We start from the raw sequence: 25331 nt of genomic DNA on the forward strand, positions 1-25331 counted from the left end.
CCGCTCCGGCCGCCCCTGGATGCCACGGTCAAGCCGTGGCATGACAAGATAGGAAAGGTCAGCGACAAAGCCGCCCATCCGTGTGTCCTTCAGCCTCCGCCAGCAACTGGCGGGCGATGACGATCTTCTGGACTTCGGTGGCGCCCTCGTAGATGCGCAGCGCCCGGATCTCGCGATACAGCTCCTCGACCTTCACCCCGCGCATGACGCCGAGGCCGCCGAACAGCTGCACCGCGCGGTCGATCACCCGCTGCGCCGCCTCGGTCGCGTACATCTTGGCCATCGACGCCTCACGGGTGACCCGCGGCGCGCCCCGGTCCTTGGCCCAGGCGGCGCGGTAGATCAGCAGGGCGCTGGCGTCGATCTCGGTCGCCATGTCGGCCAAAGCCGCCTGGCTGAGCTGGAGGTCGCTGAGCGGCGCGCCGAACATCTGCCGGTTGCGGGCGCGGCCCAGCGCCTCGTCCAGCGCCCGGCGGGCGAAGCCGAGCGCCGCGGCGCCGACGGTGGAGCGGAACACGTCCAGCGTCGCCATCGCGACCTTGAACCCCTCCCCCGCCCCGCCGATGCGGTCGGACAGCGGCACCCGGCAATTCTCGAAGCGCAGCGTGGCCAGCGGGTGCGGCGCGATCACCTCGATCCGCTCCGCCACCGTCAGGCCGGGGGCGTCGGCCGGCACCAGGAAGGCGGACAGGCCGCGGGCGCCCGGCGCCTCGCCGGTGCGGGCGAACACGACATAGTGGTCGGCGATGCCGCCATTGGAGATCCAGGTCTTCACCCCGTCGATCCGCACCGCATCCGGCCCGTCCGGCACGGCGGTCGTGCTCATGGCAGCGACGTCGGAGCCGGCATCGGGTTCGGACAGGGCGAAGGCGGCGATGGTGCGGCCGTCGCGGACCGGCGGCAGGATGCGGTCCTTCAAGGCATCGGTGCCGAACAGGCTGATCGAGCCGGTGCCGAGCCCCTGCATGGCGAAGGCGAAGTCGGCCAGCCCGTCATGCCGGGCCAGGGTCTCTCGGATCAGGCACAGGCTGCGGACGTCGAGCCGCGCCGACACCCCGCCATGGCTGGCCGGCACGGCATGGCGCAGCCAGCCGGCCTCGCCCAGCGCCGCGACCAGGCGGCGGCACGAGGCATCGACATCATGATGGTCGATCAGGCCCGGCAGCGCCGTGGCGGCCCAGGTGTCGAGCTCCAGCGCCAAAGCGCGATGCCGGTCCTCGAAGAACGGCCAGTCCAGGAAGCTGCGGTCGGCCATGGCTCAGTTTCCCTCGAACACCGGCTTGGACTTGGCGGCGAAGGCGTCGAAGGCGCGGCGGAAATCCCGGGTCTGCATGCACACCGCCTGGGCCTGGGCTTCGGCCTCGATCGCCTGGTCGACGCCCATGTCCCATTCCTGGTGCAGCATCCGCTTGGTCATGGCATGGGCGAAGGTCGGGCCATCGGCCAGCGAGCGGGCCAGGGCCGCCGCCTCGTCCTGCAGCGCCTCCGGCTCGACCAGCCGGTTCAGGAAGCCCCAGCGCTCCGCCTCCGCCCCGCCCATGCTGCGGCCGGTGAACAGCAGCTCTGACGCCCTTCCCTGGCCGATGATGCGGGGCAGGATCGCGCAGGCGCCCATGTCGCAGCCGGCCAGGCCGACACGGGTGAACAGGAAGGCGGTGCGGCTGCGCTCCGTCCCCAGCCGCAAATCGGAAGCCATGGCCAGGATCGCCCCGGCACCGGCGCAGACACCGTCGACCGCCGCCACGATCGGCTGCGGGCAGGCGCGCATCGCCTTGACCAGGTCGCCGGTCATGCGGGTGAACTCCAGCAGCCCCGCCATGTCGCGGTCCAGCAGCGGGCCGATGATCTCGAACACGTCGCCGCCGGAGCAGAAATTGCCGCCGGCGCCGGTCACCACCACCGTCTTGATCTCGGTGTCGGCTGCCAGCGCCCGGAACACCGCCACCAGTTCGGCATAGCTGTCGAAGGTCAGCGGGTTCTTCCGCTCCGGCCGGTTCAGGGTGACAGTCGCCACCTTGCCCTCGACCGACCACAGGAAGTGGCGGGCGCGGTATCCGCTCAGCGGCGCGGCGACGATCGGATCGGTCATTCTGGCCTCGAGACGCACCGGAAACCAAAAACCATCGTCATCCCCGCGAAAGCGGGGATCTCCTTGCCGCCCGGCATGACGATGCCGACGAGATTCCCGCTTTCGCGGGAATGACAAAGAAAGAAGGAACCAGAGACCAGCATCTCGTCCTCACGTGACCTCGCCGCCGGCGATCGGCAGCGCGATGCCGTTGGCGCTGGCGGCGTCGGGCCCGGCCAGCCAGGCGACGGCGGCCGCGACCTCCTCCGGCAACACCAGGCGGCCCTGCGGGTTGACCCGGGTGAACTCGGCCAGGATCTCGTCCGGCTTGCGGCCGGTCTTGGCCTCGATCCGGGTGACGGCGTCGCGCACCAGCTCGGTGTCGGTGTAGCCGGGACAGACGGCGTTGACGGTGACGCCCTTGGCCGCGACCTCGCGCGCCAGGGCCCGGGTCAGCCCGACCACCCCGTGCTTGGCGGCGCAATAGGCGGCGACATAGGGATAGCCGGCCAGCCCGGCGATGCTGGCGACGTTGACGATGCGGCCCCAGCCGCGCTCGACCATCCCCGGCAGCACCAGCCGTGTGGCCTCGTACACCGCGCCGAGGTTCAGGCCGATCATCCGGTCCCACATCGCCCGGTCGGTGCGGGCGAAGGGCGCGGATTCCGCCGCCCCGGCATTGTTGACCAGGATGTCGATGGGGCCATGGTCGGCGACCAGCCGGGCGAAGGCGGCCTCCAGCCGGTCCGGCTTGGTGACGTCGGCCACGGCATAGGCCAGGGCCCGGCCTGCGGCGACGGTCTCGGCCAGCCGCGCCTCGGTGCGGCCAACCACGGTGACGGTCGCCCCGCGGCCCGCCAGCGCCGCCGCGATCGCGGCGCCGATGCCGCTGCCGCCGCCGGTCACCAGCGCGTGCCTGCCCTTCAGTCCGTTCGGATCGGTCATCGCCACCTCCCGAGATACTTTAAGTTTAAAACATCTCGGTGACAAGATCGCGTTTGCCTCGCCCGGCCGCCGCCCGATGGCCCTGGAAGCCATATGAACGGCCAGTCACAGCATTCTATTTAAAATCGAACGAGTATTACAGAGCCTGAGAATCCGTTGACTCGTTTACCGATTCATGCAGAATAGAACTCGATTGCGGACACGAAATTTGGAATCAATGATCTGATAAATACTATATTATGTAAGTTCTATATTTAAACTGATTTTAACGATCGCCGCTGCCGCGCTTGGCCCGCCGCGCCCGGAAACGGGAGGCTGCGCGCCGGACGCAGGCCTTCCGCAATCACCGGCACCGGACCGATGTCGGATTTCGACATCCGGCTTTTTCTGATCCTTCATTTCAACATCAGGATTTCAGACCATGGCAGACCCCAAGAATTTCGTCGACCTGCAGGCCGGCTTCTACAACGCCCTGGCGCAGGGCCTGGGTTATTCGCCCAGTGATCCGTTTCAAGTGATTCAGCCATCGCCCCCCCTCACCGGCGGCAATCTGGGCGACGAGTTGCTGTGGAACTACCTCAACAACCTCCCCCCGGCGTCGCTGACGCAGAACACCTCGGTGTCGGGCGGCAACCAGTTCCTGGCCAACTACCAGGGGGTGATGTCCGCCCTGCAGTCGGCACCGAACAACTTCCAGTCCACCATCGGCGAGGCCTGCTTCGAGGCCTACCAGAAGGCGCTGGCGGCCGGCGACGTGAAGCCCGGCCCGATGAACTTCCGCAACTGGGCCCTGTACAACGGCACCTGCTCGGGCGTCGCCGTCTCCGGCGCCTCGGCCCTGGCGGCGGCGATGCTGGACCCGGTGTTCGCGGCCCAGATGAACGTGCTGCCCTACAAGCCCGCCGGTACGGAAAACGTGGACTTCGTGCCCGGCTACCAGAAGATGCTGGCGCTGCTGAAGAAGGCCCCGAGCCGGTCGTTCAGCGTGTCGGCCGGCGACTGGAGCACCAATGTCTCCAGCACCTGGACCGGCGGGTCCAACAGCGGCTTCTTCGGCCTGTGGGGCGGCAGCAGCTCGACCTCGACGCTGAGCGAGAAGTTCGCCTCCGGCGGCGTGTCGCTGACGGCGAGCTTCCAGCACGTGCTGCCGTTCAACGCGACGCCGGGCGACTGGTACAGCTCCTCAGCGTTCGGCCTGGCCTACAACAGCCCGGGTGCGGCGCCGTGGAACCCCGCCAACCCGATCAACTGGGACAAGACCTTCGGCCCGCAGGGCAACATGCAGCGCTTCGCGTCGAACCTGCTGATCGCCGACCAGATGGAGATCACGGTCACCTCCTTCGCCTCCTACAGCACGAATGAGCAGACCGAGATCAAGCAGAACTCGAGCGCCGGCCTGTGGCCGTTCTACAGCAGCGGCGGGTCGAGCAGCTCGTCGACCACCGTCACCTTCAAGGCCACCGGCGAGATGGAGGTCAAGATCACCAGCGAAGCCGGCGCGCCGGTGGTGATCGGCTGCACCGTCCTGTCGGCCGCGGTCTATCTCGGCCATGAGGCCCAGGCCGCGAAGGCCCTGGCCCGCACCTACTACCCGAGGACCTAGTCCTCGGCCCGGACGGACTGCCGCGGCGTGGGCGGATCACGCCGCGGCGGTCCTGCCCTGACGGGTGCCTGCATCCGTCAGGGCTCCGGCCCGATCGCCGCCCCCCGTCTCCCGCCTCTCTCCCGCATGACGCCGCCCGCGACCCGGGCGGAAAGGAAGAGCCATGACCTCGTTCGACGACCTGCAGGCCCGCTTCGTCGCGGCGGAGCTCGCGGCGCTCGGCCGCTCATCGCCGACCGGCCGGGTGCTGCAGCCCGCCCTGCCGCTGCCGGCCCGCGACGACCAGGCCCTGTGGTCCCTGTTCGACGCGATCCCGCTGGACACGCCGCTCTACACCGCCTCGGGCACCGAATTCTTCACCGCCTATTCGACGCTGATCGGCGCGCTGATCGCCGGCACCAACCCGCTGGACCCGATCGCCGCGGCCAAGCGCCGGCTGGCCGACTGGGGCACCAAGCCGCCGGCCTGGAGCGTCGGCAGCGCCGGCCTGGCGAAACAGCTGAAGGCGGCGCCATCGCTGTCCTTCCCCTTCAGCAGCCCGGAGGGGCCGGAGTCCGGCTTCTGGGGGCTATGGGCCGGCAGCGCCCCGGCCCTGGGGCCGAGCGTGCAATTCGCCGCCGGCAACGTCTCCGCCACCCTGGCCTTCGACCATGTGCTGAACTTCGCACCGACCCCGGGCGACTGGTACGTGTCGTCGGCGATGTCGCTGGCCTACAACACCAGGAGCGGCGCGCCCTGGCCGTCCGGCTCGACAGTCACCTGGGACTCCACCTTCGGCCCGAACGGCACCATGCCCCGCTTCCTGGCCGCCCTCACCGTGGCATCCGGGCTGAAGGTCCGGGTCACCTCGACCGCCGCCTTCAGCGCCGCCGACCAGGCGCTGATCCTGCTGAGCGCCGCCGCGGGGCTGTGGCCCTACTATCTCGACGTCGCCAGCGCCGAAACCAGCGTCCGCTTCGACGCCTCCGGCCAGATCGCGATCGCGACAGACAACCGGTCCACCGCCCCGATCGTCATCGCCGCCACCATCCTCAGCGCCGGCGCGTTCCTGACCTGAGGCCGCAGGGGCCGCTGCCGGCAACCCCGCCATGTGTTTATTCCTATTAACTTGCCGCCGGACGGTGGCAGGCTGGCCGCCGAATCGGCACCGGTGAGGAACCGGGGCCCGCGGAGGAGATTCGCCATGCCAGAGCGTTCACGGCGGCCGGCCCTGTGGCTGCTGCTTCTGCCCTATCTCGGGCTCCTGTGGGTGCCGTTCTACAACCGGCACGATCCGGAGATCCTGGGGTTCCCGTTCTTCTACTGGTACCAGTTCGCCTGGGTGCCGCTGACCGCCCTGATCATCTGGATCGTCTACCGGAGCGTGCGCCATGACGACTGAGCTCGACGTCGTCGCGATCTCCGTCTTCGCCTTCTTCTTCATCCTGGTCACCGTGATGGGCTTCCTCGCCGCCCGCTGGCAGCGCGGCGCGACCATGGCCCATATCGACGAATGGGGCCTGGGCGGCCGCCGCTTCGGCACCTGGGTCACCTGGTTCCTGGTCGGCGGCGATTTCTACACCGCCTACACCGTGATCGCGGTGCCGGCCCTGGTCTACGCCGTCGGCGCCTACGGCTTCTTCGCCCTGCCCTACACCATCATCGTCTACCCCTTCGTCTTCCTGGTGATGCCCAAGCTGTGGAAACGGGCGAAGGAGAAGGGCTACGTCACCGCCGGCGACGTGGTGTTCGGCCAGTACGGGTCGCGCGGGCTGGAGCTGGCGGTCGCCATCACCGGCGTCCTGGCCGTGATGCCCTATATCGCGCTGCAGCTGGTCGGCATGGCCGCGGTGATCAAGGCGCTGGGCCTGACCGGCGAGCTGCCTTTGGCCATCGCCTTCGTCATCCTGGCGATCTACACCTATTCGGCCGGCCTGCGCGCGCCGGCGCTGATCGCCTTCGTCAAGGACATCATGATCTACATCGCGGTGCTGGCCGCGATCGCGCTCATCCCGTGGGAGCTCGGCGGCTACGCCCATGTGTTCCAGGTCGCCGACGAGGCGTTCAAGGCCAAGGGATCGGGCGGCATCCTGCTGGGCGACAGCCAGATGGTGGCCTATGCCTCGCTGGCCCTCGGCTCGGCCCTCGCCGCCTTCATGTATCCGCACACCCTGACCGGCATCTTCGCCTCGGCCAGCGTCAACACCATCCGCAAGAACGCCGCCCTGCTGCCGGCCTACACCCTGCTGCTCGGCCTGCTGGCGCTGCTCGGCTACATGGGCCACGCCGCCAACATCCACGTCTCCAGCCCGAACGACGTGGTGCCGGCGCTGTTCCAGACGCTGTTCCCCAGCTGGTTCGCCGGCTTCGCCTTCGCCGCCATCGCCATCGGCGCCCTGGTGCCGGCGGCGGTGATGAGCATCGGTGCCGCCAACCTGTTCACCCGCAACTTCTGGAAGGCCTATGTCGACCCCGGCGTCAGCCATGCCGGCGAGGCGCAGGTGGCCAAGGTCACCTCGCTGGTGGTCAAGGTCGGCGCGCTGCTTGTCATCGTCTTCCTGCCCACCCAGTTCGCGCTCGACCTGCAGCTGCTCGGCGGCGTCTGGATCCTGCAGACCCTGCCGGCGCTCGTGTTCGGCCTGTTCTTCGGCTGGTTCCGGGCCCCCGCCCTCTTGGTCGGCTGGGCGGTCGGGTTCTTCGGCGGCAGCTGGATCGTGTGGCAGAACGGGCTGAAGCCGCTGCAGGCGCTGAGCTTCGGCGGCACCACCATCACGGTCTATGCCGGGCTGCTGGCCCTGGCGGCCAACATCGCGGTGGCCGTCGTGGTCAACCTCGTCGCCGCACCCCGCGTCGCCCGGACGGCGTGACCGTATCGGGGCACCCGGTCGCCGCCCAGGGCTGGCGGCTGGGTGCCGAGGCCTTGGGCTTCGGCCGCCCGATCAGGTGGCCTTGCAGCTGGTCGCACCCCAGCTGGCGCAGCGTGGTCAACTGCGCCACGGTCTCCACCCCTTCGGCGGTCACCGGGAGGCTGAGGGCCTGGCCCAGCCCCAGCACCGTGCGGACGATCGCCGCCGACCGCGTCTCCGACTGCATGCTCGCCACGAAGCTGCGATCGATCTTGATCCGGTCGAACGGGAAGCGGCGCAGCATGTCGAGCGAAGACCAGCCGGCGCCGAAATCATCCAGGGCGAAGCGCACCCCCAGCGCCTTGAGCTGGGTGAAGGCCTCGACGACCTGGTCCGACCCGTCGAGCAGGGCGGTTTCCGTGATCTCCAGCTCCAGCCTCTCGGCGGACAGGCCGGATGCGGCGAGGGCAGCCGCCACGATCGCCGGCAACCCGCTGGTGCGGAGCTGCACGGCGGAGATGTTGACCGCCAGCTGCGCGTTCCACTGCCACCGCATCGCGTGGGCGCAAGCCTCGTGCAGGACCCATTCGCCGATCGCGTGGATCATCCCGTTCGCCTCGGCGATCGGAATGAAGACCGCAGGCGGGATGTCGCCCCGGCGCGGATGCCGCCAGCGAATGAGCGCTTCAAACCCGCGCAGGGCCCCGTCCTCCGCCGCGACCAGCGGCTGGTAGGCGAGAGAAAGCTGCCCCGTGCCGATCGCGGCGCGAAGGTCATCCTCCAGCGCCCAACCATGAGGCGCGGCAAGGTCCCGGCCTGCCGCGGCGGTCATCGTCTGGTCATAGCGGAGGCAGCCGTGCCGGCCGCCGCGTTTGACCGCATAGAGCGCGAGGTCGGCCCGGTGCAGCAGCAGGTCGGCGTCCCCGGCATCCTCAGGAAAGACCGCCATGCCGATGGAGGCGCCAATCGAAATCCCCGCAGCACCCGGTTTGGACAGAAGGTCCAGCAGTTGCCCACCCAATTGCAAGCCGGCCGCCGGCTGGTCATCCAGCATCTGCAGGATGCAGAATTCATCGCCGCCCAACCTCGAGACGGCGTCGCCGTAGCGGACGACCTCCGCCAGATGCTCGCCGACGATGCGGAGCACCTCGTCCCCGGCGGCATGGCCGCGCCTGTCGTTCACCGCCTTGAACTCGTCGAGATCGATCAGCAGCAACGCGAAGCGCGATCCCGCGGCGCAAGCGGCCTCCACAGCCGCATCCAGCTTTTCGCGAAACAGGATGCGGTTGGGCAGGCCCGTCAGCGGATCGTGGTGAGCGAGATAGTAGGCCCGCATTTCCGCGTCGCGGAACCGGGTCACATCGGAGATCACGCCGACCAGGAACGGGACCAGATCGCCATCGGGACCGCGCAGATGGACAAGCCGCTTGCGGGTGACCACGACCCGGATGATTCCGGTGCCGTCGGTCACCACCTCCTCGTTCTCATGCGTCTGGCCGGTGGCGAACACCTCGTCGTCGACGGCCCAGAAGACCGCGGCCTGCTCCCGCGGCTGGAAATCGAAATCCGAGCGGCCGATCAGCGCGGCGCTGTCGCGCCCCAGCATGTCGCACAGGGCCTGGTTGACGACGACGAAGCGGTGGTCGCGATCCTTGACGAAGACCGGATTGGCAATGGCGTTCAGGATCTCCTGCAGCGCCTCGGTTGTATCCACCACGCCCAGCATCGGCGATGTGCTCCGGCCTGCGGAGGTCCGTTCAATGTCCCAGTGCCCGCTCAGCGGTCGATATCCACAGGCGCCAGATGGCAAAATCCCCAAGTGCAATCAATTTTATAATGTAAAGTAGGACCCGGGACGGCGGCCGACCGCAAGCGGAATCTGCTCTCTAACCCGCCTTGCCCCGGCCGCGCGGCACCGTGGCGCCCGCCACCGAGGCCTTGGCGGTGCCCAAAAGCTCCATCAGCCGCTCAATCTGGCCGGTGTCCATCCCCGCCAGCATCTCGGCGACCCAGTCGCCATGCGCCGCCGCCATCGCGGTGAACTGGCGCTCGCCCTCGTCGGTCAGGCGGATGACGTGCTTGCGCCGGTCCGCCTGCGACTGCTCGCGCGCCACCAGCCCACCCTCGACCAGCCGCTCGACCAGCCCGGTCATGTTGCCGTTGGAGACCATCAGCCGCTGGCTGAGCTCGCCCAGCGTCAGGCCGCTGCGCATCTTGTACAGCTGCGCCATCAGGTCGAAGCGCGGCAAGGTGGTGTCGAAGCTGTCCGCCAGGCGGCGCCGGATCTCGCGCTCGATCATGGTGCTGCAGGTCAGAAGCCGCAGCCACAGCCGCAGCTCGACATGGTGGTCCTTCGGCCGGTCGGTGACCGTGGTCTCGGCGTCGATCATCGCGCTTCGGTCCTGAACGCTGCTGGTGGTCACCCGATCTGTTTTAAGTTTAAAGTATAACCGCGGAAGATGCAGCCCCCGGATACCATGCCGCCCGGGACCGCCCCTTCCGCAGGACCAGCCGCCTCCGGACACCAGATCGGGAACCAGGGTCATGAGCAGCAGATGGGTCGACATCCCGGCCGATGACGGCGGCCGCTTCCAGGGCTATCTCGCCGTGCCGGCCGCCGGCTCCGGCCCCGGGATCCTGCTGCTGCAGGAGATCTTCGGGGTCAACGCGCACATCCGGGCGGTCGCCGACCTCTATGCCGAGGAGGGCTATGTCGTGCTGGCGCCGGACCTGTTCTGGCGGCAGGAGGCCAGGGTCTCGCTGGGCTATGACGAGGCCGGCGCCGCCCGCGCCCGCGAGTTGCGGGCCGGCCTCGACGTGGAGCGCGCCGTCGCCGATTCCGTGGCCGCCCTGTCGGCGCTGCGCCGCCTGCCCGAATGCCGCGGCAAGGTCGGCGCACTGGGCTTCTGCCTAGGCGGCAGGCTGGCCTATCAGGTCGCGGCGCGCACCCATGTCGACGCCGCGGTCAGCTATTACGGCACCGGGCTGGACCCGCTGCTGGGCGAGGCCGCCGCGATCCGCTGCCCGATGGTGTTCCATTTCCCGGAGCTGGACCGCCACATACCGCCGCAGACGCGGGAGGCGATCGCCGCCGCCTTCGCCGGCCGCAGCGATGTCGAAACCTTCGTCTATCCCGGCGCCGATCATGGCTTCAACGTGCCGGAGCGGGCGAGCTTCGACAAACCGGCGTCGCTGATGGCCCATTCCCGCAGCCTGGCCCTGTTCCGCCGGGTGATGGGGCCGAGCTACGACCTGCCGGCGCTGTGGGAGCGGCACACCGAGCTGGAGTTCGCCACCCGCGACGCCCGCGCCACCATGGCGACCATGGTGGCCGAGCCTTACGTCAACCACATCCCGACCATGACCGGCGGCGTCGGCCATGACCAGCTGCTTCGCTTCTACGCCAACCACTTCATCCCGAAGACGCCGAAGGACACCCGGCTGGTGCCGATCAGCCGCACCGTCGGGGTCGACCGGCTGGTCGACGAGATGCTGTTCTGCTTCACCCACGACATCGAGATCGACTGGATGCTGCCCGGCGTGAAGCCGACCGGCCGGTATGTCGAGATCCCGCTGGTGGCGATCGTCCGCTTCCGCGGCGACAAGCTGTACAACGAGCACATCTACTGGGATCAGGCCTCGGTCCTGGTGCAGATCGGGCTGCTGGACCCGCAGGGCCTGCCCGTCGCGGGGGCCGAGACGGCCAGGAAGCTGGTCGACGAAGCCCTGCCGTCCAACACGCTGATGGCGCGCTGGCAGGAGAGCGCGGCCGACACCGGGAGCTAGCCGACCGGGCGGGCGCGCCCGCCCCAATCGATCGACAATCACAAAAACCAACAGGGGGCTTCAACCATGACCAAAACCACGATGTCCCGTCGCCACGCCCTGGCGCTCGCCGGCGCCGGGGCCGCCCTGCCCTTCCTGCCGCAGGGCGCCTTCGCCCAGGCCGAGGGATCGGCCGTCACCATCGCCTACAACGTCAACCTGCCGTCCTTCGACCCGACGGTCGGGCTGTCCGCGGTCAACCCGACCATCCAGTCGCTGTACCAGGCGGTGTTCGACCCCTATGTGGCGCAAGCGCCGGACCTGTCCTTCGCCCCCGGCCTGCTGACCAAATGGGGCTGGAACGCCGACCGCAGCAAGGTCGTGCTGGAGGTCCGGCCCGGCGCCGTCTGGCACAATGGCGACCCGGTGACGCCGGAGGACGTGGTCTGGTCGCTGCAGCGGGCGGCGAAGCCGGAGACCGGCAACCCGATCCAGTTCGTCTGGTCGACCATCGGCAACTTCAAGGTCGACGGCGGCACCATCACCGGCGACGTGCTGCGCTTCGAGCCGACCCTGTTCAAGTGGATGGCCTTCCTGACCGGCTATGTCCTGCCCAAGGCCTATTACGAGAAGGTCGGGCCGGACGGCTTCGAGGCGAAGCCGGTGGGGTCCGGCCCCTACCAGGTCGAGCAGTTCGAGCGCAACGCCTTCCTGCGGCTGAAGGCCAACCCGAAATACTGGGGCGGCGCGCCGGCCTTCGAGACGGTGGTGTTCAAATTCGTCCCCGACGCCACCAGCCGGGTGGCCGAGATCGAATCCGGCCAGTCCCAGGTGACGCTCGAGGTCCCCTATGAGGAGTTCGACCGGCTGAAGGCGGCGCCCGGCCTGCACGGGGCCAGCACCCCGGTCTCGGACATCGCCATGATCTTCCTGACCGACACCGGCGTGATGCTGGACCGCAATGTCCGGCTGGCGGCGCACCACGCCATCGACAAGCAGGCGATCGTGCAGCGCCTGCTGCGCGGCTACGGCGTGCCGATCAGCACCCTGGAGGCGCCGGAATACGACGCCTTCGACCCGTCGATCACGGTCGCCCACGATCCGGAGAAGGCGAAGTCGCTGCTGGCGGCCAGCGGCTTCTCGCCGGACAAGCCAGTGAAGTTCCCGATCCAGACCACCCGCGGCTTCAAGCCGAAGGACTACGAGATCATCCAGGCGATCGTCGGGATGTGGCGCAAGGTCGGGATCGAGGCGACGATCGAGATCTACGAGATCGCCCAGCATTTCGAGCTGCGCGCCCGCCACGCCCTGGACCCGGCCGCCTTCTACAACTGGGGCAATGCGATCGGCGATCCGTCGACCTCGACCGGCTTCGCCATGTACGACCATTCGCCCCATTCGGCCTGGCGCCAGCGCGAGCTGTCGGCCCTGATCGACCCGCTGTGGAGCGAGCCGGACGAGGCCAAGCGCATCGCCGGCTACAAGGCGGTCGACCGCAAGATCGCCGAGGAAGGCTACGTCATCCCGCTGTTCCAGTATGTCCAGCCGATCCTCTATCGCGACACCCTGAAGGTGACGCCGCAGGTCAACGGCATGATCCTGCCGCAGCGCATCACCAAGGCCTGAGCGCCGCGCGGCGGGAGGGGACGACGTGATGCGCGGGATGCTGCTGTCGCGGCTGATGCTGGTGCTGCCGACCCTGTTCGGCGTCGCCGTGGTGGTGTTCGTGCTGCTGCGGGTCGTGCCGGGCGACCCGATCGCGATGATGATCCCGCCCGGCGCCTCGGCCGCCGACATCGACCGGCTGCGGGCCCTCTACGGCCTCGACCGGTCGATCGCCGCCCAGTTCGGACTGTGGCTGTCCGGCGTCGCCGGCGGCGATTTCGGCCGGTCGATCAGCCTGCGCCAGGACGTGCTCGGGCTGGTCCTCGGCCGGCTGCCGGCGACGCTGGAGCTGGCCGGGCTGGCGGCGCTGGCCGCGGTCGCCGCCGGCGGGGCGCTGGCCCTGGCCGGCGCCTATCTCCGGTCGACCCCCGGCGAATGGCTGATCGACGCGGTGGTCGCCGTGGCCCTCGGCATCCCCGATTTCCTGTGGGGCCTGCTGTTCATCCTGGTGTTCGCCGTGCTGGCGCCGGTGCTGCCGGTGTCGGGCCGGATCGACCCGGGGATGGCGACCGGCTTCTCGACCAATTTCTACCTGATCGAAAGCATCGCCACCGGCCGGTGGGCGGTGGCCGGCGGGCTGCTGCGCCACGCGGCGCTGCCGGCGGCGGCGCTGGCCCTGCCCTTCGCCGCCATCGTCGCCCGGGTGCTGAAGGCCTCGCTGGCCGAGACCGAGCAGCAGGATTATGCCCTGATGGCCCGGGCCCGCGGCTTCACCCGCCGCCGCATCCTGCTGGTCGAGGCCCTGCCCAACGCCGCCATCCCCACGGTCGCCCTGGCCGGGGTGCAGGTCACCTTCCTGCTCGGCGGCACGGTGCTGGTCGAGCGCATCTTCTCCTATGAAGGCATCGGCAACATGGCGATCGACGCGGTGATCAACCGGGACCTGCCGCTGATCCAGGGGCTGGTGCTGACCTTCGCCCTGCTGTTCATCGCCCTCAACCTGGTCGTCGACATCGTCGTCGCCCTGCTGAACCCCAGGCTGCGCCGTGGCTGACCTGACCACCCCGGCCCTGCCGCGGCGGCGGCGCGCCGCCCTGAACCCGCGGGTCGCGATCGGCGGCGCCGGTCTGCTGCTGCTGGTGGGATGCGCCGTGCTGGCACCCTTGCTAGCGCCACACGATCCGCTGGAACAGGACCTGTTCTCGACCCTGCTGCCGCCGTCCTGGCTGGCCGGCGGCGACCCCGCCTTTCCGCTCGGCACCGACGGGCTGGGCCGGGACGTGCTGTCGCGCCTGATCTACAGCACCCGGGTCACGGTCGTGGTCGCGCTGGTCGCCGCCACCCTGGCCGGGTTGATCGGATCCATCCTCGGCCTGGTCGCCGGCTATGCCGGGCGGGCGGCGGACCAGGCGCTGTCACGGCTGATCGACGTCTGGATGGCGTTCCCGCCGGTGCTGCTGTCGATCGTGCTGGCGGCGGTGCTGGGCGCCGGGCTGGGATCGGTGATCGCCGCCATCGTGGTGATCGACTGGACCCGCTTCGCCCGGGTGGTGCGGGCCGAGACCATGGTCCAGGCCCGGATGGACTACGTCACCGTCGCCCGCAGCCTGGGCCTGCCGGGACCGGTGATCCTGATGCGCGAGATCCTGCCCAACCTGCTGCCCCTGATCCTGACCCTGCTGGCGGTCGAGATGGGCATCGCCGTGATCGTCGAGGCGATCCTGTCCTTCGTCGGCCTGTCGGTCGCGGGCGACACCGCGACCTGGGGCGGCATGATCGCGGAGGGCCGCCAGGTGATCCGCCAGGCCTGGTGGGTGCTGGCCTTTCCGATGGGGTGCCTGGTGCTGACCATCTTCGCCTTCACCCTGTTCGGCGACGGGCTGCGCGCCGCCATCGACCCGGTGCGGCGGCGATGACCGAGCCGATCCTGCGGATCGAGGGGCTGCGGGTCGCGATCGGCCGCGGCGCCCGGGCCGTGCCGATCCTGCGCGGCGTCGACCTCGCCGTCGCGCCGGGCGAGGTGCACGGCCTGGTCGGCGAGAGCGGTGCCGGCAAGTCGATGATCGGCCGCGCCGTCCTGGGCCTGCTGCCCGGCGGCGCCCGCATCACCGCCGGCACGGTGTGCTATGGCGGGCTCGACATGGCGGCGATCGGCCCGCGCGGCCGGCAGCGGCTGCTCGGCCGCGAGATCGCGCTGGTGCCGCAGGACCCGACGGCGGCGCTGAACCCGGTGCGGCGGATCGGCCGGCAGATCACCGACGTGCTGCGTCTGCGCCTCGGCCTCGGCCGGGCCGAGGCGGCGCGGCGGGCGGTCGAGATCCTGGCGGAGACCGCGATCCGCGAGCCGGAGCGGGTGGTGCAGCAGTATCCGCACGAGCTGTCGGGCGGCATGCGCCAGCGCGTCCTGATCGGCATCGCCTTCGCCGGCCGGCCGCGCCTGATCGTCGCCGACGAGCCGACCACCGCGCTGGATGTCACCGCCCAGCGTGAGATCCTGCGGCTGATCCGGCAGTTGCAGGGCCGCTACGGCTCCGCGGTGCTGTTCGTCACCCACGATCTCGGCGTGGTCGCCAAGATCTGCCAGCGGGTCACCGTGCTGCATGCCGGCCGGGTGGTGGAGGAAGGCGACATCGCCCGCATCCTGCAGGCGCCGCGGCACGCCTATACCGGCGCCCTGCTGGCGGCGATGCCGCGGGTCGACCGGCCGGGGCACCGCCCGGCGCCGATCCCGGCGGCGCTGACCGACCGGCTGTGGGCGGAGGCCCATGCCTTCGACGCCGCGGCCACGGCAGGTGCCGCATGACCGCCGGCCCCCTGGTCGAGGCCCAGGCCCTGACCGTCGCGGTGCCCGGACAGTCGCGCGGCTTCGGCCGCCGCATCCCGCGCGACATCGTGCGCGGCGTCGACCTGGCGGTGCCGCGCGGCGGCGCGGTCGGGCTGGTCGGCGAATCCGGGTCCGGCAAGACCACGCTGGGCCGCGCCCTGGTCGGGCTGGCGCCGCCGGCGGCGGGCCGGGTGCTGTTCGACGGCGCCGACCTGGCGGCGGCGAAGGGCCCGGCGCTGCGCGCGCTGCGGGCCCGGATGCAGATGATCTTCCAGGATCCGCAATCCGCGCTGAATCCGCGCCTGACCATCGGTACCACCCTGGTCCGCCCGTTGGAGGCGTTCGGCCGGCTCGAGGGCCGGCGGGCCCGGCGCGCCCGCGCCGCCGAACTGCTCGACCTGGTCGGGCTGCCGGGCGATGCGCTCGACCGCTATCCGCATGAACTGTCCGGCGGGCAGCGCCAGAGGATCGGCATCGCCCGTGCGGTGGCGCTGGAGCCGGACTTCATCGTCGCCGACGAGATCGTCTCGGGCCTCGACGTCTCGACCCAGGCGCAGATCCTGCTGCTGCTGGAGGATCTGCGCCGGCGCCTGGGCCTGACCCTGGTCTTCATCAGCCACGACCTGTCGGTGGTGCGGGTGCTGTGCGACGAGGTCGTGGTGCTGCTGCGTGGCGAGGTGGTCGAGGCCGGGCCCTGCGCCGCCGTGTTCGATGCGCCGCGCCACGCCTACACCGCGGCCCTGCTGCAGGCGGTGCCGCTGCCGGAGATCGACCCGGCCTGGCTCGACCGGCCGGCCCTGGCCGCCCACATCCCGCCGCTCGCCGCCTCGGGCTGACGATCGGCGGCGTCATTCGGCCGCCGGCCGTCCCGGCGAGGCGATCAGCGCGAAGGAGATGCGAGATGACCCAGTCACGAGCGTTCAGGCGGGCGGCCCTGGCCGTCGTCGCCTGCTGCGCGGCGGCGGCCGCACCCGCGTCGGCCGGCATCCCGACCATGCGCGGCATCGACCATATCGGCATCACGGTGCCGGATGCGAAGCAGGCGGTCGCGTTCTTCACCGACGTGATCGGCTGCCGCCAGGCGATGTCCTTCGGGCCGTTCCGCGACGACCAGGGCACCTTCATGCAGGACCTGGTGAACGTGCATCCGCGCGCGGTGATCGACCAGATCACCCTGGTCCGCTGCGGCGACGGCTCGAATATCGAGATCTTCCAGTACGAGGCGCCGGACCAGGCGAAGACCCCGCCGAAGAACAGCGATGCCGGCGGCCACCACCTCGCCTTCTACGTCGACGACATCGCGGCGGCCGCCGCCTATCTCAGGGCCAAGGACGTGCGCCTGATGATGGGCCCGGTGCCGATGAAGGAAGGGCCGGAGGCCGGCCAGACCATCCTCTACTTCCTGGCCCCATGGGGGCTGCAGCTCGAGCTGATCTCCTATCCCGACGGCATGGCCTACGAGAAGGGGGCGGCGACGGTGCTGTGGTCGCCCAAGGCGCCGGCCAAGTAGGAGGCTGCCGGCGCGCGGCCGTTGTCGGCCGGCCGAAACTGTTTTAGGGTTAAACCATATCGTCCGGGAGGGCCTGCCAAAGGCGCCCCGGCGGACAGACCAGAACCGCAGACCAATGCGGGTATCGGCCCGGCCCGGGTTGAACAGGGAAGCACCACACCGATGTCGAGCGTCCCCGCTCATCCGCTGCACGGGCCCAACCGGTTCAAGCTGGGCGTGTTCTCGACCAACGCCGATGGCGGGCTGGCGATCACCACGGTGCCGGAGCGCTGGCAGGCCAGCTGGGCCGACAACCTGGCCGCCGCCCGCATCGCCGACCGCGCCGGCCTGGAGTTCCTGCTGCCGATCGCGCGCTGGAAGGGCTTCGGCGGCCGGACCCATGTCCGGGAATGGTCGTTCGAGACCTTCACCTGGGCCGCCGGGCTGGCCGCGGCGACCGAGCGCATCGGCCTGTTCATGACCGTGCATGTGCCGCTGGTGCATCCGGTCTACGCCGCCAAGGCGCTGGCCACGGTCGACCATGTCTCGAACGGCCGCGCCGGCCTGAACATCGTCTGCGGCTGGAACCCGGACGAGTTCGGCATGTTCGGCGTCACCCTGGGCGACGACGCCTACGGCCAGGCGGCGGAATGGATCGGCATCATCGAGCGCGCCTACGCCGCCGACGCGCCCTTCGACCATGACGGCCAGCACTACCGGCTGAAGCAGGTGGTCAGCCGTCCGGCCAGCCTGCAGCGGCCCCGCCCGGTCACCATGAACGCCGCCTTCGGCGCCCCGGGCCGGGACTTCGCGGCGCGGCATTGCGACTTCCTGTTCTCGACCTTCACCGACATCGCCGACGGCGCCCGCCATGTCGCCGACATCGCCGGCCGGGCCGCCGCGGCCGGGCGCGAGGTCGGCATCCACACCGTCTGCCACGTGGTCTGCCGCGACAGCCAGGCCGAGGCCGAGGACTATTACGACCGCTACGCCGTGCGCGAGGCCGACCATGCCGCGGTCGACGAGCACATGGCCAAGAAGAAGCAGTTCGCCCAGTCGCATGACGACCGCGCCTTCGCCTTGTACCGCCAGCGCTTCGCCGGCGGCGCCGGCACCTATCCGCTGGTCGGCACCCCCGAGCGCATTGCGGAGCAGATCGGGGCGATCGCCGAGGCCGGCTATGCCGGCGCCGCCCTGTCCTTCGTCGACTACACCGCCGAGCTGCCGTTCTTCTGCGACCGGGTGCTGCCGCTGCTGCGGCGCGCCGGCCTGCGGGAAGGGTGAGAGAGATGCCGTCGACCCGCGAACCGCTGAAATCCCGCCTGCGCCATGGCCCCAGCCTGGGCCTGGCCTGGCTGGCCCTCGGCTCGCCCTCCGTCGCCGAGATCGCCGCGGGGGCCGGGGCGGAGGCGGTGGTGTTCGACGTCCAGCACGGGCTGTGGGACCGCATCGCACTGGAGATGGGCATCGGCCTGGTCGCCAAGCGCGCCTACACCATCGTCCGCGTTGCCGAGACCGGCGCGACCGCCATCGCCCAGGCGCTGGACGCCGGCGCCGACGGCATCATGGTGCCGCTGGTCGAGACGCCCGAACAGGCCGCCCGCGCCGTGTCCTTCGCCCTCTACCCGCCGGATGGCGAGCGTTCCGGCGGCGGGGTGCGGCCGCTGACCGCGGGGCCCGGCTATTTCCGCGACGCCAACCAGCGCATCGCCATCGGGGTGATGATCGAGACCGTGGCCGGGGTCGCGGCGGCGGACGCCATCGCCGCCGTCCCCGGCATCGACTTCGTGCTGATCGGCACCGGCGATCTCGGCCTGTCGATCGGCGACCGGCCGGACGCCAAGGCCGCCCACCGCGCCGCCTGCGCCCGGGTGCTCGCCGCCTGCCGCACCGCCGGCGTGGCCTGTGGGATCTTCACCCTCGATGCCGAGGGCGCCATGGCACGCCGGGCCGAGGGCTACCGGCTGGTGGTGCCGGTCAACGACATCGGCGCCGTCGACGGCGCCATCCGCAATGCCGTCCGCCGCTTCGCCGTCGAAGGCCCGGCGGCGGCCGAGATCACCGAAGAACCGGCGGCCCGACCGCCCGAGACCCCAGGGAGAGCTGAGCAGATGAGCACCGACCTTCTCGCCTTCGCCGCCGACATCGCCGCCGGCCGCATCCGCATCGTCGACCTGACCCAGACGCTGCGGCCATCGACGCCGGTGATCCAGCTGCCGCCGATGTTCGCGCCGTCCAACCCGTTCCGGATCGAGGAGATCTCGCGCTACGACGAGCGCGGGCCCGGCTGGTACTGGAACAACATCTCCTGCGGCGAGCACACCGGCACCCATTTCGACGCGCCGATCCACTGGGTCACCGGCAAGGACCTCAAGAACGCCACCACCGACACCGTGCCGGTGCAGCGCTTCATCGCCGCCGCGGTGGTGATCGACTGCTCGGCCGAGGCCAAGGACAACCCCGACTTCCTGCTGGAGCCGGAACACATCCACGCCTTCGAGGCCAAGCACGGCCGCATCCAGGCCGGGACCTGGGTGCTGATGCGCACCGACTGGTCGAAGCGCACCGACCCGGTCGAGTTCCTGAACATGAAGCAGGACGGTTCGCATGTGCCGGGGCCCAGCGTCGCCGCCGTGACCTTCCTGGCCAAGGAGCGCGACGTCGCCGGCTGGGGGGTCGAGGCGGTCGGCACCGATGCCGGCCAGGCCTTCGCCTTCGAGCCCGCCTTCCCGGCCCATGCCATCATGCACGGGTCGAACAAGTTCGGCCTGGCCAGCCTGACCAATCTCGACCAGCTGCCGCCGACCGGCACCGTGCTGGTGACGGCGCCGCTGAAGATCGAGAACGGCTCCGGCTCGCCCCTGCGGGTGCTGGCGCTGGTGGCGGCGTAACGGCAAGGGGCGAGGCTGGCTCAGGACGGGCCAGCCACCCGTCCTGAGCGACGAATTCATGTAACCGCCGGCCGGCTTCCAGCGTACTGACGTCCCGGGGGACGTCGACGTTCAACCGAGAGAAGCCATGATGAAGCGCACCGCCATTGCGGGTCTCGCCCTGCTCGGCCTTCTGACAGCCCTTCCCGCCGCGGCCCAGGATTCGCCGCCGCCGCAGCGCATCCGCGGCACCATCGACGCGGTCGACGGGTCCAAGCTCACCGTCACCGCCCGCGGCGGCGGCACCTCGACCGTGACGCTGGCCGACGATGCGACGGTCCGGCTGATCGCCCCCGCCAGCATCACCGACATCAAGCCCGGCACCTATATCGGCAGCGCCGCCATGCCGCAGGACGACGGCAGCCTGCGGGCGCTGGAGGTACAGATCTTCCCGGAGAGCATGCGCGGCGTCGGTGAAGGCCAGCATCCCTTCGACCTGAAGCCCGGCAGCACCATGACCAACGCCACCGCCGGCGACGTCACGGGCACCGACGGCCGGGTGGTGACCATGACCTATCAGGGCGTCAAGACCCGCCTGGTGGTGCCGCCCGACGTGCCGGTCATCACCTATGAGCCGGGCGACCGCAGCATGCTGACCAAGGGCGCCCACGTCATCGTCATGGTGGTCAAGGCCGCCGACGGGTCGATGGTTTCGCACGGGCTCCAGGTCGGCAAGGACGGGCTGGTGCCCCCGACCTGATACACCGGCCTTCGGCGCGCCGTCAGATCAGCTTGCGGGTCTTCAGCTCGACCTTCAGGTAGGCGTAGAAGATCGGCGCCGCGATCACCCCCGGCACGCCGAAGGCCGCCTCCATCACCAGCATCGCGATCAGGATCTCCCAGGCCCGGGCCTCGATCTGGGTGCCGACGATCTTGGCGTTGATGAAGTATTCCAGCTTGTGGATCAGGATCAGGAACACCAGTGACGCGATCGCGGTGTAGACTGACAGGCTGAGGCTGAGTATCACGATCATGGTGTTCGAGATCAGGTTGCCGATCACCGGCAGCAGGCCGACGACGAAGGTGACGACGATCATCGTCTTGGCCAGCGGCAGGTGGATGTCGAACAGCGGCAGCACCCCGACCAGGTAGATCGCGGTCAGCACCGTGTTCAGCGCCGAGATCCGGACCTGGGCGAAGATCACCCGGCGGAACGACAGGGCCAGCAGGCGCACCCGCTCCGCCATCACCCGGCTCAGCGGGCCGCGGCCGCCGCGGTTGGTCAGGTCGGAGACGGCGATCATGCCGCCGATCACCAGGCCGATGATGATGTGGACCAGGATGCGCCCGACCATGGTGCCGACCTGCTGCAGGTCGCGCGCGTGTTCGCGCAGCCATTGCGCCGCCATGGTGTCGAGCTCGCGCCCGTTGGTCGGGACATAGGCCAGCAGCCAGGCCGGCAGCTGCTGGCTCGCCACCTCCACCGCATCGGCCATCTTGCGCATCAGCGCGACCAGGCCTTCGGACCGGGTGGTGAGCATGGAGATCAGCTCGATGATGCCGAAGGTGATCACCAGGATGATGATGGCGGTGAGCAGCCCGAGCGCGATGAAGCGGCCGATCTTGTGGGTGGCGCCGAAGCGCCGGAACAGCGGCGCCACGACATGCACCAGCTCATGGATCAGCAGGCCGGCCAGCAGCGCCGCCAGCAGCCCGACCCACAGCGTGCCGAACAGCGCCAGCCCGGTCAGGACCAGGACCGAGATCTCGATGCGGCGATCCGGCGCGGCGGGCTGCAGGGCCGCAGGGACCACGACCGGGGCGTCGTCGCTTCGGCCGGGCTGGAAATTCATGATCGAAACGCCTGTTCTCAACGGTCCGCGCGACGGGCGGGATGCTCGACCCGACTCCGGACCTTTACCAGACAATTGTCAATGAAACGGTGGCGGGAGCATGGCGCCCGCCGAACCGGCAAGGAGTCAGGCGCCACCGATCAACCCCTTGGGCCGGACCACCAGCACGCCGCTGAGCAGCACGCCGATCAGGACGATGCGCAGCGCCGCGGCCTGAGCCTGCATCTCGGTCGGCACCGTGGCGTCGATCAGCGCGCCGGACGCCGCCCAGATCCCCCAGACCACGATGCCGCCCAGGATCGCGCCCTTGTTGCTGCCGGACCCGCCGACCACCAGCATGGTCCAGACCTGGAAGGTCAGGATCGGCAGGAAGTCCTCCGGCGCGATGAAGCCGACGAAGCTGGCGTACATCCCGCCGGCCAGCCCCATCACCATCGAGCCGATGACGAAGGCCTGCAGCCGGAAGGCGAAGGGGTGCTTGCCCAGCGACTGGGCCGCCGCCTCGTCCTCGCGGATGCCGCGCAGCACCCGGCCCCAGGGGCTGCGCACCAGGATCTCGAGCAGGGCGTAGACCCCGGCCACCACCAGGATCGAGACGCCGAGGTAGAACAGGTTGAAGCCGAAGGGCGTGGCGAAGGCGCCGGCCAGGGGCCGCGGGATCGAGCCCAAGCCGAAGGCGCCGCCGGTCAGCGGTTCGAAGTTCAGCGCGATCAGCTGCACCGTGACGGCGATGCCGAAGGTGGTGATGGCGAGGTAGTCCTGGCGCAGCCGCAGGCTGGGGATGCCGACCACCAGCGCGGCGATGCCCGAGGCCACGACGGCGCCGATCCAGCCGACCGGCACCGGCAGGCCGAAGCCGCCGAGCGAGCTGGCATAGTCCGGCCCGGTCAGGATCGCGGTGGCATAGGCGCCGATGGCGAAGAAGCCGGCGACGCCGACATTGAACAGCCCGGTGACGCCCCATTGCAGGTTGAGGCCGAGGCAGACCAGCGAGTAGTTCAGCGCGATGACCAGGAAGAAGACGAGGTAGCCGGCCAGGCCCAGCAGGTCGGCGGTCATGCCCCGCGCTCCCCGAACAGCCCGGTCGGGCGGGCCAGCAGGATCAGGATCAGCACCAGGAAGGCGACGGCCTGACGGTATTCGGCGCCGATCAGCGGCACCGACAGGCTTTCCGCCAGGCCGACGATCAGCCCGCCCAGCACCGCGCCATAGAGGCTGCCGATGCCGCCGAGGATGGCGGCGGCGAACAGCGGCAGCAGCAGGTCGAAGCCCATCAGCGGCCGCACCTGCACGGTGATGCCGGACAGAACGCCGGCCAGGGCGGCCAGGCCGCCGCCGATCATCCAGGCCCAGCGCACCACGGCGCGCACGTCGATGCCGGTGATCCGGGCCAGCGCCGCATTCTCCGCCGTGCCGCGCATCGCCTTGCCCAGGAAGCTGCGGGTCAGGAACAGGTGCAGCCCGACCACGGTGGCGACCGCCACGGCCAGCACGAAGATCTGGTCCGGGGTGATGCGCATGCCCCCCAGCACGCTGCGCGGCAGGATCGGCAGGGCGATCTGGATGTCACGGCTGAAATAATCGGGCTTCGGCCCCCACAGGAAGACCACCAGGTTGCGCAGCGCCAGGGCGGCGCCGAAGCTGGCGATGGCCAGGGTCATCATCCCGCCCTTGCCGCGCAGCCGGCCGAACAGCGCCCAGTCCAGCAGCACCGCCAGCCCGCCGGTCAGCACCATGGCGGCGGCCAGCGCCAGCAGCAGCGGCCAGCCGAAGGACAGCGGCCCGATATGCGCCCCGGCCCCCGCCCCCATCAGCCCGACCAGGGTCAGGGCGATGTAGGCGCCCCAGGTCAAGAGCTCGCCATGGGTGAAGTTGGCGAAGCGCAGGATCGACAGGGTCAGGGTCACCCCGATGGCGCCGAGGGCGACGGTGGAGCCGGTGACCAGGCCGTCGACGACATATTGCAGCATCACGCCACCCCCGCCGCGGCGCCATGGCCGAGATACAGCGCCTTAACCTCCGGCGCGTCCATCAGCCCGGCTGCCGGCCGTTCCAGCCGCTCGCGCCCGTCGACCAGGACATAGGCGCGGTCGGAGATGGCGAGCGCGGCCCGGGCGTTCTGCTCCACCAGCAGGATGGCGACGCCGAGGTCGCGCACCCGGCGCAGCATCTCGAACACCACCCCGACCAGCTTCGGCGACAGCCCGGCCGAAGGTTCGTCCAGCATCACCACCTTGGGGTCGGGGATCAGCGCCCGGGCCACCGCAACCATCTGGCGCTGGCCGCCGGACAGGCGGCCGGCCGCTTCCCGTCGCGCCCGAGCGAGGTCGGGGAACAGGGCGTATTGCGCGGCGATCCGCTCCCCCCGCAGCGCCCGCGGCAGGACACCGGCGGCGAGGTCGAGATTCTCCTGCACCGTCAGCCGGGCGAAGACGTTCTCGGTCTGCGGCACGAAGGCCAGGCCGCGGCGGACCATGAGCTGGGCCGGCACGCCGTCGATGCGCTGGCCGAACAGCGAGACCGTGCCGTCGCTGATCGGCACCAGCCCGGCGATCGCCTTGATCAGGGTCGACTTCCCGGCGCCGTTGGGGCCGAGGATGGTGACGATCTCGCGGTCGCCCAGCCGGATCGAGGCGCCCTTGACGATCGGCAGGCCACGCTCGTAGCCGGCGACGAGGCCCGTGGTCTCCAGCACCGCAGTCCGTGGCACCGCGCTCACGCTGCCACCCCGCCGAGATAGGCCTCGATCACCCGCGGGTCGGACTGCACCGCCTGCGGCGGCCCCTGGATCAGCAGCCGGCCCTGGGCCATCACCACCACGGGATCGCACAGGCCCATCACCAGATCCATGTTGTGTTCGATGATCAGGATGGTGACGCCGTCGCGGTTCAGGGCGGCGATCTTCTCGACGATGGTGTCCAGCAGCGCCGGCGCCACCCCGGCCCCGGGTTCGTCGAACAGGATGACCGAGGGCTCGGCCACCAGCACCCGGGCCAGCTCCAGCAGCTTGCGCTGGCCGCCGGACAACACCCGGGCCGGGTCCTGCGCCAGCCGCGCCAGCCCGACGAAATCGAGGCACGCCATCGCCCGGTCGCGCAGCCGCCGCTCCTGCGCCCGCACCGCGCCCGGCGTCAGCCAGGCCCGCAGCACGGATTCGCCCAGCTGGCCCGCCGGTGCCAGCAGCACGTTGTCCAGCACCGTCATCTCGGGGAACGGGCGCGGGATCTGGAAGGTGCGGGCCAGGCCGGCCTTGAAGATCCGGTCGGCGCGCAGCCCGTCGATCCGGGTGCCGTCGAGCAGGATGCGGCCTTCGGTCGGCTTCATCGCCCCCGCGATCAGGTTGAACAGCGTGGTCTTGCCGGCGCCGTTCGGACCGATCAGCCCCGTGATGCGGCCGCGTTCGATCGACAGCGACAGGCCGTCGACGGCCCGATGCCCCCCGAACGCCTTGGACACGCCCTGCAGCTCCAGCATGCTCCCACCA

At 70.2% G+C, this 25331-nt stretch carries 24 protein-coding genes; 14 read left to right on the plus strand and 10 right to left on the minus strand.

Going from position 1 to position 25331, the window contains the following annotated elements:
* Nucleotides 1-58 precede the first annotated feature (58 nt).
* The 3 genes from AB4112_RS19225 to AB4112_RS19235 form a co-directional block, all read right to left on the minus strand.
* Nucleotides 59-1255, minus strand: coding sequence for an acyl-CoA dehydrogenase family protein (locus tag AB4112_RS19225; protein ID WP_441722147.1), 1197 nt, complete (start codon nucleotides 1253-1255; stop codon nucleotides 59-61).
* Nucleotides 1256-1258: 3 nt separating this feature from the next.
* Complete coding sequence (locus tag AB4112_RS19230; protein ID WP_309793357.1) at nucleotides 1259-2089, minus strand: enoyl-CoA hydratase family protein; 831 nt, start codon at nucleotides 2087-2089, stop codon at nucleotides 1259-1261.
* A 150-nt stretch (nucleotides 2090-2239) separates the two neighbouring features.
* Nucleotides 2240-3013 carry an SDR family NAD(P)-dependent oxidoreductase gene (locus AB4112_RS19235; protein ID WP_441722150.1) on the minus strand — a complete coding sequence of 258 codons (774 nt, stop codon included), beginning with the start codon at nucleotides 3011-3013 and terminating at the stop codon, nucleotides 2240-2242.
* A 421-nt stretch (nucleotides 3014-3434) separates the two neighbouring features.
* Here AB4112_RS19235 and AB4112_RS19240 point away from each other — a divergent pair, with 421 nt between their 5' ends.
* The 4 genes from AB4112_RS19240 to mctP all read left to right on the plus strand — a co-directional run bounded on the left by AB4112_RS19240 (nucleotide 3435) and on the right by mctP (nucleotide 7462).
* Nucleotides 3435-4616, plus strand: a complete 1182-nt coding sequence (locus tag AB4112_RS19240; RefSeq protein ID WP_441722153.1) for a hypothetical protein — start codon at nucleotides 3435-3437, stop codon at nucleotides 4614-4616.
* A 163-nt stretch (nucleotides 4617-4779) separates the two neighbouring features.
* A complete protein-coding gene (locus tag AB4112_RS19245) occupies nucleotides 4780-5673 on the plus strand; it encodes a hypothetical protein (protein ID WP_309793352.1) in 894 nt (297 codons plus the stop codon).
* 126 nt (nucleotides 5674-5799) lie between these two features.
* Nucleotides 5800-5997, plus strand: a complete 198-nt coding sequence (locus AB4112_RS19250) for a DUF3311 domain-containing protein (protein WP_309793351.1) — start codon at nucleotides 5800-5802, stop codon at nucleotides 5995-5997.
* Nucleotides 5987-7462, plus strand: a complete 1476-nt coding sequence (gene mctP / locus AB4112_RS19255) for a monocarboxylate uptake permease MctP (protein ID WP_441722157.1) — start codon at nucleotides 5987-5989, stop codon at nucleotides 7460-7462. The genes AB4112_RS19250 and mctP overlap by 11 nt, the downstream gene beginning before the upstream one ends.
* On the opposite strand, the gene AB4112_RS19260 is transcribed toward mctP, so the two are convergent.
* A complete protein-coding gene (locus AB4112_RS19260; RefSeq protein ID WP_441722160.1) occupies nucleotides 7422-9167 on the minus strand; it encodes a putative bifunctional diguanylate cyclase/phosphodiesterase in 1746 nt (581 codons plus the stop codon). The two genes, mctP and AB4112_RS19260, sit on opposite strands and share 41 nt — an antisense overlap.
* A 160-nt stretch (nucleotides 9168-9327) precedes the next feature.
* A complete protein-coding gene (locus AB4112_RS19265; RefSeq protein WP_309793346.1) occupies nucleotides 9328-9831 on the minus strand; it encodes a MarR family winged helix-turn-helix transcriptional regulator in 504 nt (167 codons plus the stop codon).
* A gap of 154 nt (nucleotides 9832-9985) precedes the next feature.
* Here AB4112_RS19265 and AB4112_RS19270 point away from each other — a divergent pair, with 154 nt between their 5' ends.
* The 10 genes from AB4112_RS19270 to AB4112_RS19315 all read left to right on the plus strand — a co-directional run bounded on the left by AB4112_RS19270 (nucleotide 9986) and on the right by AB4112_RS19315 (nucleotide 20754).
* Nucleotides 9986-11227, plus strand: coding sequence for a dienelactone hydrolase family protein (locus AB4112_RS19270; RefSeq protein ID WP_309793345.1), 1242 nt, complete (start codon nucleotides 9986-9988; stop codon nucleotides 11225-11227).
* Nucleotides 11228-11293: 66 nt separating this feature from the next.
* Nucleotides 11294-12832, plus strand: coding sequence for an ABC transporter substrate-binding protein (locus AB4112_RS19275; RefSeq protein ID WP_441722164.1), 1539 nt, complete (start codon nucleotides 11294-11296; stop codon nucleotides 12830-12832).
* A 28-nt stretch (nucleotides 12833-12860) separates the two neighbouring features.
* Complete coding sequence (locus AB4112_RS19280; protein ID WP_441722167.1) at nucleotides 12861-13865, plus strand: ABC transporter permease; 1005 nt, start codon at nucleotides 12861-12863, stop codon at nucleotides 13863-13865.
* A complete protein-coding gene (locus tag AB4112_RS19285; protein ID WP_441722170.1) occupies nucleotides 13858-14727 on the plus strand; it encodes an ABC transporter permease in 870 nt (289 codons plus the stop codon). The genes AB4112_RS19280 and AB4112_RS19285 overlap by 8 nt, the downstream gene beginning before the upstream one ends.
* Nucleotides 14724-15614 carry an ABC transporter ATP-binding protein gene (locus AB4112_RS19290; protein WP_441722173.1) on the plus strand — a complete coding sequence of 297 codons (891 nt, stop codon included), beginning with the start codon at nucleotides 14724-14726 and terminating at the stop codon, nucleotides 15612-15614. The genes AB4112_RS19285 and AB4112_RS19290 overlap by 4 nt, the downstream gene beginning before the upstream one ends.
* Nucleotides 15611-16471 carry an ATP-binding cassette domain-containing protein gene (locus AB4112_RS19295; RefSeq protein WP_441722176.1) on the plus strand — a complete coding sequence of 287 codons (861 nt, stop codon included), beginning with the start codon at nucleotides 15611-15613 and terminating at the stop codon, nucleotides 16469-16471. The genes AB4112_RS19290 and AB4112_RS19295 overlap by 4 nt, the downstream gene beginning before the upstream one ends.
* 65 nt (nucleotides 16472-16536) lie before the next feature.
* The gene (locus tag AB4112_RS19300) at nucleotides 16537-17145 is read left to right on the plus strand and encodes a VOC family protein (protein WP_441722179.1); all 609 of its coding nucleotides are present in this window, start codon (nucleotides 16537-16539) and stop codon (nucleotides 17143-17145) included.
* A 162-nt stretch (nucleotides 17146-17307) separates the two neighbouring features.
* On the plus strand, nucleotides 17308-18408 hold the full coding sequence (locus AB4112_RS19305) for an LLM class flavin-dependent oxidoreductase (RefSeq protein ID WP_441722182.1): 1101 nt from the start codon (nucleotides 17308-17310) through the stop codon (nucleotides 18406-18408).
* A 5-nt stretch (nucleotides 18409-18413) separates the two neighbouring features.
* Nucleotides 18414-20015 (plus strand): aldolase/citrate lyase family protein, encoded by a 1602-nt coding sequence (locus AB4112_RS19310; RefSeq protein WP_441722185.1) that lies wholly within the window; start codon nucleotides 18414-18416, stop codon nucleotides 20013-20015.
* 127 nt (nucleotides 20016-20142) lie between these two features.
* Complete coding sequence (locus tag AB4112_RS19315; RefSeq protein WP_309793331.1) at nucleotides 20143-20754, plus strand: hypothetical protein; 612 nt, start codon at nucleotides 20143-20145, stop codon at nucleotides 20752-20754.
* A gap of 22 nt (nucleotides 20755-20776) precedes the next feature.
* Here the strand turns inward: AB4112_RS19315 and AB4112_RS19320 are convergent, their stop codons facing one another.
* The 5 genes from AB4112_RS19320 to AB4112_RS19340 all read right to left on the minus strand — a co-directional run bounded on the left by AB4112_RS19320 (nucleotide 20777) and on the right by AB4112_RS19340 (nucleotide 25321).
* Nucleotides 20777-21847 carry an AI-2E family transporter gene (locus AB4112_RS19320; RefSeq protein WP_309793330.1) on the minus strand — a complete coding sequence of 357 codons (1071 nt, stop codon included), beginning with the start codon at nucleotides 21845-21847 and terminating at the stop codon, nucleotides 20777-20779.
* Nucleotides 21848-21973: 126 nt separating this feature from the next.
* Nucleotides 21974-22906: a branched-chain amino acid ABC transporter permease gene (locus tag AB4112_RS19325; protein WP_441722190.1), complete on the minus strand. Its 933-nt coding sequence runs from the start codon at nucleotides 22904-22906 to the stop codon at nucleotides 21974-21976.
* The gene (locus tag AB4112_RS19330) at nucleotides 22903-23817 is read right to left on the minus strand and encodes a branched-chain amino acid ABC transporter permease (RefSeq protein WP_441722193.1); all 915 of its coding nucleotides are present in this window, start codon (nucleotides 23815-23817) and stop codon (nucleotides 22903-22905) included. The genes AB4112_RS19325 and AB4112_RS19330 overlap by 4 nt, the downstream gene beginning before the upstream one ends.
* Nucleotides 23817-24566, minus strand: a complete 750-nt coding sequence (locus AB4112_RS19335) for an ABC transporter ATP-binding protein (RefSeq protein WP_441722196.1) — start codon at nucleotides 24564-24566, stop codon at nucleotides 23817-23819. Before AB4112_RS19335 ends, AB4112_RS19330 begins: the two co-directional genes overlap by 1 nt.
* A complete protein-coding gene (locus AB4112_RS19340) occupies nucleotides 24563-25321 on the minus strand; it encodes an ABC transporter ATP-binding protein (RefSeq protein WP_441722199.1) in 759 nt (252 codons plus the stop codon). Before AB4112_RS19340 ends, AB4112_RS19335 begins: the two co-directional genes overlap by 4 nt.
* Between the last annotated feature and the right edge of the window lie 10 nt (nucleotides 25322-25331).

Source organism: Inquilinus sp. 2KB_23 (assembly GCF_052115705.1).
GTDB classification, from domain to species: Bacteria; Pseudomonadota; Alphaproteobacteria; order DSM-16000; family Inquilinaceae; genus Inquilinus; species Inquilinus ginsengisoli_A.

What these genes read in the sequence shown, in the direction of transcription:
- AB4112_RS19230 (WP_309793357.1), bottom strand. Translation starts at nt 2,089, where the DNA reads ATGACCGATCCGATCGTCGCCGCGCCGCTGAGCGGATACCGCGCCCGC.
- AB4112_RS19310 (WP_441722185.1), top strand. Translation starts at nt 18,414, where the DNA reads ATGCCGTCGACCCGCGAACCGCTGAAATCCCGCCTGCGCCATGGCCCC.
- AB4112_RS19250 (WP_309793351.1), top strand. Translation starts at nt 5,800, where the DNA reads ATGCCAGAGCGTTCACGGCGGCCGGCCCTGTGGCTGCTGCTTCTGCCC.
- AB4112_RS19245 (WP_309793352.1), top strand. Translation starts at nt 4,780, where the DNA reads ATGACCTCGTTCGACGACCTGCAGGCCCGCTTCGTCGCGGCGGAGCTC.
- AB4112_RS19320 (WP_309793330.1), bottom strand. Translation starts at nt 21,847, where the DNA reads ATGAATTTCCAGCCCGGCCGAAGCGACGACGCCCCGGTCGTGGTCCCT.
- AB4112_RS19330 (WP_441722193.1), bottom strand. Translation starts at nt 23,817, where the DNA reads ATGCTGCAATATGTCGTCGACGGCCTGGTCACCGGCTCCACCGTCGCC.
- AB4112_RS19265 (WP_309793346.1), bottom strand. Translation starts at nt 9,831, where the DNA reads ATGATCGACGCCGAGACCACGGTCACCGACCGGCCGAAGGACCACCAT.
- AB4112_RS19280 (WP_441722167.1), top strand. Translation starts at nt 12,861, where the DNA reads ATGCGCGGGATGCTGCTGTCGCGGCTGATGCTGGTGCTGCCGACCCTG.
- AB4112_RS19270 (WP_309793345.1), top strand. Translation starts at nt 9,986, where the DNA reads ATGAGCAGCAGATGGGTCGACATCCCGGCCGATGACGGCGGCCGCTTC.
- AB4112_RS19240 (WP_441722153.1), top strand. Translation starts at nt 3,435, where the DNA reads ATGGCAGACCCCAAGAATTTCGTCGACCTGCAGGCCGGCTTCTACAAC.
- AB4112_RS19260 (WP_441722160.1), bottom strand. Translation starts at nt 9,167, where the DNA reads ATGCTGGGCGTGGTGGATACAACCGAGGCGCTGCAGGAGATCCTGAAC.
- AB4112_RS19300 (WP_441722179.1), top strand. Translation starts at nt 16,537, where the DNA reads ATGACCCAGTCACGAGCGTTCAGGCGGGCGGCCCTGGCCGTCGTCGCC.
- AB4112_RS19305 (WP_441722182.1), top strand. Translation starts at nt 17,308, where the DNA reads ATGTCGAGCGTCCCCGCTCATCCGCTGCACGGGCCCAACCGGTTCAAG.
- AB4112_RS19290 (WP_441722173.1), top strand. Translation starts at nt 14,724, where the DNA reads ATGACCGAGCCGATCCTGCGGATCGAGGGGCTGCGGGTCGCGATCGGC.
- AB4112_RS19275 (WP_441722164.1), top strand. Translation starts at nt 11,294, where the DNA reads ATGACCAAAACCACGATGTCCCGTCGCCACGCCCTGGCGCTCGCCGGC.
- AB4112_RS19225 (WP_441722147.1), bottom strand. Translation starts at nt 1,255, where the DNA reads ATGGCCGACCGCAGCTTCCTGGACTGGCCGTTCTTCGAGGACCGGCAT.
- AB4112_RS19295 (WP_441722176.1), top strand. Translation starts at nt 15,611, where the DNA reads ATGACCGCCGGCCCCCTGGTCGAGGCCCAGGCCCTGACCGTCGCGGTG.
- mctP (WP_441722157.1), top strand. Translation starts at nt 5,987, where the DNA reads ATGACGACTGAGCTCGACGTCGTCGCGATCTCCGTCTTCGCCTTCTTC.
- AB4112_RS19235 (WP_441722150.1), bottom strand. Translation starts at nt 3,013, where the DNA reads ATGACCGATCCGAACGGACTGAAGGGCAGGCACGCGCTGGTGACCGGC.
- AB4112_RS19340 (WP_441722199.1), bottom strand. Translation starts at nt 25,321, where the DNA reads ATGCTGGAGCTGCAGGGCGTGTCCAAGGCGTTCGGGGGGCATCGGGCC.
- AB4112_RS19315 (WP_309793331.1), top strand. Translation starts at nt 20,143, where the DNA reads ATGATGAAGCGCACCGCCATTGCGGGTCTCGCCCTGCTCGGCCTTCTG.
- AB4112_RS19325 (WP_441722190.1), bottom strand. Translation starts at nt 22,906, where the DNA reads ATGACCGCCGACCTGCTGGGCCTGGCCGGCTACCTCGTCTTCTTCCTG.